The 6,743-nt window shown below is 71.2% G+C and carries 7 protein-coding genes; 2 read left to right on the top strand and 5 right to left on the bottom strand.

Features of this window, described 5'->3' with window-relative positions; translation table 11 throughout:
* Nucleotides 1-24 precede the first annotated feature (24 nt).
* From ACFQVC_RS19600 to ACFQVC_RS19610, 3 genes are all read right to left on the bottom strand, one after another.
* Nucleotides 25-954 (bottom strand): 1-phosphofructokinase family hexose kinase, encoded by a 930-nt coding sequence (locus ACFQVC_RS19600; RefSeq protein ID WP_381831787.1) that lies wholly within the window; start codon nt 952-954, stop codon nt 25-27.
* A 139-nt stretch (nt 955-1,093) separates the two neighbouring features.
* The gene (gene nagA / locus ACFQVC_RS19605) at nt 1,094-2,251 is read right to left on the bottom strand and encodes an N-acetylglucosamine-6-phosphate deacetylase (protein WP_381831765.1); all 1,158 of its coding nucleotides are present in this window, start codon (nt 2,249-2,251) and stop codon (nt 1,094-1,096) included.
* On the bottom strand, nt 2,251-3,273 hold the full coding sequence (locus tag ACFQVC_RS19610) for an ROK family protein (RefSeq protein WP_381831766.1): 1,023 nt from the start codon (nt 3,271-3,273) through the stop codon (nt 2,251-2,253). The genes nagA and ACFQVC_RS19610 overlap by 1 nt, the downstream gene beginning before the upstream one ends.
* Before the next feature lie 292 nt (nt 3,274-3,565).
* On the opposite strand from ACFQVC_RS19610, the gene ACFQVC_RS19615 reads away from it, so the two are divergent.
* Together ACFQVC_RS19615 and ACFQVC_RS19620 are read left to right on the top strand one after the other, a co-directional pair.
* On the top strand, nt 3,566-4,141 hold the full coding sequence (locus ACFQVC_RS19615; protein WP_381831767.1) for a TerD family protein: 576 nt from the start codon (nt 3,566-3,568) through the stop codon (nt 4,139-4,141).
* Between the two features lie 75 nt (nt 4,142-4,216).
* Entirely contained in the window at nt 4,217-4,741 is a 525-nt protein-coding gene (locus tag ACFQVC_RS19620; protein ID WP_381831768.1) for a GNAT family N-acetyltransferase, read from the top strand.
* Nucleotides 4,742-4,935: 194 nt separating this feature from the next.
* Here ACFQVC_RS19620 and ACFQVC_RS19625 read toward each other — a convergent pair whose 3' ends face one another.
* Together ACFQVC_RS19625 and ACFQVC_RS19630 are read right to left on the bottom strand one after the other, a co-directional pair.
* Nucleotides 4,936-6,384, bottom strand: coding sequence for a M1 family metallopeptidase (locus ACFQVC_RS19625; protein ID WP_381831788.1), 1,449 nt, complete (start codon nt 6,382-6,384; stop codon nt 4,936-4,938).
* Nucleotides 6,385-6,624: 240 nt separating this feature from the next.
* Nucleotides 6,625-6,743: heme-binding protein (locus ACFQVC_RS19630; RefSeq protein WP_381831789.1), on the bottom strand; the 119-nt coding region annotated here is incomplete at its 5' end.

The following is a 6,743-nucleotide window of genomic DNA, read 5'->3' on the forward strand; positions in this document are numbered from 1 at the left end:
GGAGTCCCCTGTGTCGTGGTGTCACTACGCCGCGCTCGCCTGCTCCGTCACGGACACGCGGTCCAGGAGGTCCTCGTACGCCTCGCGGTCGAACTCCCCCGCCACCGGCGCCAGGACCGTCGCCGCCGACAGGGCCACCGCGCTGGCGAGGCGGCGGCGCCAGGGCGTGTTCTCGACCAGGCCCGCGAGGAGGGCCGCGACGGCCGAGTCGCCCGCGCCCGTGGGATTGCCGCGTACCGGGGCGGGCGGTGTGGCCCGCAGGGCGCCGTCGGGGGTGGCCGCGAGCAGCCCCTTCGCGCCGAGTGACGCGACGACCGCGTGGGCGCCGCGGCGCCGGGCGTCCCGTGTGGCCCGCAACGGCTCGTGGGAGCCGGTGAGTTCGGCCAGTTCGTCGGCGTTGGGCTTGACGATGTCGGGGCGGGCGGCGATGCCGCGGCGCAGCGGCTCACCGCTGGTGTCGAGCAGCACGGGGACGCCCGCGGCGCGGGCCGCGCGCACGAGATGGGCGTACGCCCCCACGGGAACACCCGGCGGCAGGCTGCCGCACAGCGCCACCGCGGCGGCGGAGGGCAGCAACTGCTCGTAGGAGGCGAGGAATCCGGACCATTCGTCCGGGGTGATGAGCGGGCCCGGCTCGTTGAGCTGGGTCGTGTCGCCGCTCTCCGCGTCGACGACGGCGATCGTGCGCCGGGTGGCACCGGCCACGTCGAGCAGCGCGTCGCGCACTCCGGGCGCCGTGGCCAGCTGCTCGCGCAGGGCGCGTCCGGTCGCGCCGCCCGCGAAGCCGGTGACCGTCGACTCGTGGCCGAGCGCGGCGAGTACCCGGGCGACGTTGAGGCCTTTGCCGCCGGGGCGTTCGGTGACCTCGGTGACGCGGTGCGAGGAGTGCGGGGTCAGCCGCGGGACGCGATAGGTGAGGTCGAGGGCGGTGTTCAGCGTGACCGTGAGAATCACGGGTGCCACCCCCCGGTAGTACGTACGTGCGTGCGCGTGCCGGGGCCTGATCATGCCAAACAGAAGGCGGTTGGCCCAGAGGTCCGGGCCAACCGCCTGCTCGTCAACGCCTTGCGCCGCTTGTCAACGCGGGGGCAAATCACCCACGTTGGGCCTCTTGGGGCGCAATCACCCACTCGCCCTTGCGCATCACGCCGACCAGCGTGAACGTCGCATCGAGTACGACCAGGTCGGCGTCCTTGCCGGGTTCCAGGGAGCCCACACGGTCGTAGACGCCGAGCAGCTTCGCCGGGTTGGCGGAGATGGCCCGGACGATGTCCTCGACCGGCAGCCTGTCGATGGTCGCGGCGCGCTTGAAGGCACGGTCCAGGGTCAGCGTGGAGCCCGCGATGGAGCCGCCGTCGACGAGCCGCGCGACACTGTCCTTCACCTCGACAGCGAGCGTGCCGAGCATGTACTCGCCGTCGCCGAAGCCGGCCGCGTCCATGGCGTCCGTGATCAGCGCGGTCCGGTCCGCGCCCGCGTGGTGGAAGGCCAGCTGGAAGGCGGCGGGATGCAGATGCGTACCGTCGTTGATCAGCTCGACGGTGACCCGCTCGTCCTCCAGGAGCGCGGCGATCGGCCCGGGGGTGCGGTGCCCGAGGGCCGGCATCGCGTTGTAGAGGTGGGTGGCGACGGTGGCGCCCGCGTCGATGGCCTCGACGGTCTGCTCGTACGTGCCGTCGGTGTGGCCGATCGCGGCGATCACACCGTGCTCGGCGAGCAGGCGTACGGAGTCGGTGCCGCCGGGCAGTTCGGTGGCGAGCGTGAACATCCTGGCCTGGCCGCGCGCCGCGTCCATCAGCTTGCGCACATCGGCCGGGTCGGGGTCGCGCAGCAGGGACTCGTCGTGGGCGCCCTTGCGGCACGGCGAGATGAAGGGGCCCTCGAAGTGGATACCCGCGATGTCGCCCTGCTCGGCCAGTTCGGACAGGATGCCCGCGCGCTGTGCGAGGAAGTCCATGTCGCCGGTGACGGTGGAGGCGACGATCGTGGTGGTGCCGTGCTCGCGGTGCGTCTGCACGCCCTTGAGCACGTCCGCCACCGAGCCGGAGGTGAAGGAGGCGCCGCCGCCGCCGTGGTTGTGCATGTCCACGAAGCCGGGGACGACCCAGTGGCCGGACAGGTCGACGGTGGCGTCGCCCTCGTGTGCGTGCCCGGCGATGCGGCCGCGCTCGTCGACGATGACCCGGCCGTCGGCGACGGTTCCGGTGGGCAGCACCACCCGGGCGCCGGTGAGTACCTTGCGTGCGGCCATCAGGTGGTTACCTCCGTGGACGGGGTGGGCGGGTCGGTCGGGCCGGACTGGCCTGACTGGGCGGTCGGGCCGGACTGGGCCGACTGGGCGGTCGGGCCGGGTTCGCCGGCGGCGAGCAGGTCCCAGGCGAGCAGGCCCGCACCGAGACAGCCGGCGGTGTCCCCGAGGGCGGCGGGGACGACTGCGGGCAGCTTCTGGAAGGTGACGCGCTCCTCGATCGCCGCCCGCAGTGGTGTGAACAAGGTTTCCCCGGCTTCGGCCAGTCCGCCACCGATGATCAGCGTCCGCGGGTCGAGCAGGGTGAGCGCGGTGACCAGGCCGTCGGCGAGTGCGGCGATGGCTGCCTGCCAGACCGCGACGGCCCGTTCGTCACCCGAAGCGACGGCTTTCGCGCAGTCCGCGGCGTCCGCGTCCGGGTCGCCGCTCGCCTCGGCCCAGGCCTGGCTGACGGCGGAGGCGGAGGCGAGCCGCTCCAGACAGCCGCGCTGGCCGCAGCCGCAGGGCGGCCCGTCCGGGCGGACGACGATATGGCCGATCTCGCCCGCGTAGCCGTGCGCGCCGGGCTCGATCCGGCCGTCGATGCCGATGGCCCCGGCGATCCCGGTCCCGAGCGGCAGGAACAGGAAGCGGTCGGCGCCACGGCCCGCGCCGATCCGGCCCTCGGCGAGGCCGCCGGTGCGGACGTCGTGGCCGAGGGCGACGGGGACGCCGATGCGCCCGGCGAGCAGATCGCGCAGCGGCAGGTCGCGCCAGCCGAGGTTGGCGGCGAAGACGGCGATACCGCGCTCGGCGTCGACGATGCCGGGCACGGCCACACCGGCGGCAGCGGCGGGCTCCCCGAACTTCTCCTCCCCGTACGCGCGCAGCTCGGCGGCGAAGTCGAGGATCGTTTCGACGACGGCCTCGGCGCCGCGCTCACGGGCGGTGGCCCGGCGCGCCTCATGGAGCAAAGTGCCGTCCGCCCCGACCAGGGCGGCCTTCATTCCGGTGCCGCCCACGTCGAGGGCGATGACATGTTTCACGCGGGACAGTGTGGCGCGCGCCCCGCGAAAGGTCTAGTCCACTTCCGCCCCTTCCCGTCCTGGACCTTGGTCCCGGGCGCCCCCGGCAACGGATCGGCGGTGCCGGGTGGGTGTGGGAGGGCGCGGGTGAAGAGGGGAACGGAGCTTCGGCAAAGAAAGTAAAGCGAGCTGGAACCTGACGGTCCCCCGCCGGCGTTAATGCGGGTGACGGTAGCTTCGTCTTTCGGTACGTAGCCCGTACACACCGCAGCACCTGGGGCGACCCGGGAAACCAAAAGGGGAAGGGACTTCCATGGCTGTAAGCCTGTCCAAGGGCGGCAACGTCTCGCTCACCAAGGAGGCACCTGGCCTGACCGCCGTCACGGTCGGCCTCGGCTGGGACGTCCGCAGCACCACCGGCACGGACTTCGACCTGGACGCCTCCGCGATCGCGGTGAAGGCGGACGGCAAGGTCTTCTCGGACGGCCACTTCGTCTTCTTCAACAACAAGCAGACGCCCGACCAGACCATCGTCCACACCGGTGACAACCGCACCGGCGAAGGCGCCGGCGACGACGAGGCGATCAACGTCAACCTGGCCGGCCTGCCCGCCGAGGTCGACAAGATCGTCTTCCCGGTCTCGATCTACGACGCGGAGACCCGCTCGCAGAACTTCGGCCAGGTCCGCAATGCGTACATCCGCATCGTGAACCAGGCCGGCGGCACCGAGATCGCCCGTTACGACCTCAGCGAGGACGCCGCCACCGAGACCGCCATGGTCTTCGGCGAGCTCTACCGCAACGGCGCGGAGTGGAAGTTCCGCGCCGTGGGCCAGGGTTACGCCTCGGGCCTCGCCGGCATCGCGCAGGACTTCGGCGTCAACATCTGACGTACGAAGGTGTGCTGAGCACTCACGACGAAGGGCTCCGGTTCGCGCCGGGGCCCTTCGTCGTACGCTGCCCGCATGATCCTCGAACCGCTCCCGGTCCACGACGGCGCGCTGCCCGGCCCCGTACTCACCGAGGTGACCCGGCTCTACGCCTCCAACCACGCGTTCTTCGCGCTCAGCGGCGACTTCCCCGACCCGGCGGAGATCACCGAGGAACAGGTCGCGAAGGCCCTCGCCGACGAACTCGCGCACCCCTCTGCCGAGGTGCTGCTCGCCCGCTACGAAGGCAAGCTGCTCGGCCTCGTGGCCCTGCTCGGGCAGCACCCGGACCCCAGCGACCCCGACCCGTGGATCGGGCTGCTCCTGGTGGACGGCCGGGTGCACCGGCAGGGAATCGGACGGGAGTTGGTACGCCTCATCGAGGAGCGGCTGCGGGACGCGGGCCACGCGGCGGTGCGCCTGGCGATCCTGGAGAACAACGACCAGGCGGGCTGGTTCTGGACGAATCTCGGCTATGAACTCATCGGATACGCCGAGGACTTGGAGCTGAAGCGGCCGTGCGTGCTGATGCGCAAGGAGCTCGCCCCGACGGCCGGTTGAGTCCGTCAGTTGGTTAGCCCGACGGCCGGTTGAGCCCGACGGCCGGTTGAGCCCGTCAGTTGGTTGAGTCCGACGGCCGGTTGAGCCCGTCAGTTGGTTGAGTCCGACGGCCGGTTGAGTCCGTCAGTTGGTTGAGTCCGACGGCCGGTTGAGTCCGTCAGCTGGTTGAGCCTCCGGGCTTCGCCGGTCGAGCCTCAGGGCTTCGCGGGCTTGCCCTCGCCGTACAGCCAGACGTCCCAGATCGCGCCCAGGTCCTTGCCCGCCTTCTTCTCCACGTACTCGGTGAAGTCCTTGGTGTCGGCGTTGCCGTGGCGGTGGGTCTTGGTCCAGCCCTGCACGATGTCGTAGAACCTGTCGTCGCCGACGGCCTGGCGGATCTTGTGGACGACCATCGCACCCCGGTAGTAGACGGGGGTGTCGGAGATGGTGTCCGCGCCGCTCGGCTTGGCCGGCGGGTAGGCCCAGATCGCCTCGGCGTCCTCGGCGTCGCCGATGTTCTCCTCGACGTAGTCGCCCTCGCCCGCGTACACCTGGTCGAAGATCTCCTGGGCGCTCTCGCCCTCGTGGTCCTCGCTCCACAGCCATTCGGCATAGGTCGCGAAGCCCTCGTTCAGCCACATGTCCTGCCATGACTCGGGCGTCACGGAGTTGCCGAACCACTGGTGGGCCAGCTCGTGCACAAGGAGTTCCGTGTCCGGTGCGCCGGGCAGGACCGGCTTGGTCTGGGTCTCCAGGGCGTAGCCCGCGGCGTCCTCGTCCTCGACGATCGCGCCGACCGAGGAGAACGGGTAGGGGCCGAAGTTGTACTCCTGCCACTCGACGATCTCGGGAATCCGCGCGAGCGGCTTCTTGCTCGCCTCCGCCTGCGAGGGAACCACCGCGGTGTAGACGGGCAGTCCGCCCTTGCGGCTCGCGCCCTCGATCACCGAGGTCTTCGTCTCGTACGCACCGACCGCGACCGTCGCCAGATAGCTCGCCATCGGCTCGGCGCTGTGCCAGACGAAGGTCGTGCCGTCGCCGTCGTCACCGGGGCGCTCCTGGCTCAACTCCCCGTTGGAGACGGCCTTCAGGCCCTTGGGAACGGTGACCTCGATGTCGTACGCGGCCTTGTCGCTCGGGTGGTGGTTACCGGGGAACCAGGCCATCGAACCGGCCGGCTCACCGAGCGCCACGGCACCTTCGTCGGTGGGCAGCCAGCCCTCCTTCGCGCCGTCCTCGTCGGTGATCGTCTGCGGCTCGCCGGCGTAGCGGACGGTGGTGCGGAACGTCTCGCCCTTGCGCAGCTCGTCGTGCGGGCGCACGGTCAGCTCGGCACCGTTGCGGTTGAACCGGGCCGGCCTGCCCTCCACGGTGATCCGCTCGACGTCGAGGCCCTTCAGATCGAGGTTGAAGGCGCTGAGGTCCTGGGTGGCCCTGGCGGTGATCACCGCTTCGCCGTCGATGTGCTCGGCCTCGGGGTCGTAGCCGAGCTTGAGGCCGTAATGCGCGACGTCGTACCCGGAGTTGCCCAGATGCGCGAAGTACGGATCCCGCAGCCCGGCGGCCCCCGGCTTGCCGTGCACACCGCCGCCGCTGCAGGCGGTCAGGGCGAACGCGGCGGCAAGAGCGAGGGCCGCTGGGGCGGTACGGAGACGTCGGGCTATCACATTGGCGATCTTATGGGGCGGTACGGCGGGCTTCGCCCTGAGGTCCCTGAGTCCCTGGGGTCTCTGAGTCCCTGGGGTCTCTGAGTCCCTGAGGGCTCTGAGGGCTCTGAGGGCTCTGAGGTCCCTGAGGTCCCTGAGGTCCCTGAGGGCTCTGAGGTCCCTGAGGTCCCTGAGGTCCCTGAGGGCTCTGAGGTCCCTGAGGGCTCTGAGGTCCCTCAGGGACGCGACCCGGGGGTGTTACTTGCCGAGGGCCGCGACGCCGGCCTGGGCGAACTTCTCGTCCTGGTCGCCGGAGGGGGCGCCCGCGACACCGATGCCCGCGATCGGGGCGTCCTTGGCGGTCACGGGGGCGCCGC

The organism is Streptomyces monticola, assembly GCF_042665355.1.
Lineage (GTDB): Bacteria > Actinomycetota > Actinomycetes > Streptomycetales > Streptomycetaceae > Streptomyces > Streptomyces monticola.

Bases quoted from the DNA above. Each gene is read 5' to 3' on its own strand.
- nagA (WP_381831765.1), bottom strand. From the start codon at position 2,251: ATGGCCGCACGCAAGGTACTCACCGGCGCCCGGGTGGTGCTGCCCACC.
- ACFQVC_RS19615 (WP_381831767.1), top strand. From the start codon at position 3,566: ATGGCTGTAAGCCTGTCCAAGGGCGGCAACGTCTCGCTCACCAAGGAG.
- ACFQVC_RS19620 (WP_381831768.1), top strand. From the start codon at position 4,217: ATGATCCTCGAACCGCTCCCGGTCCACGACGGCGCGCTGCCCGGCCCC.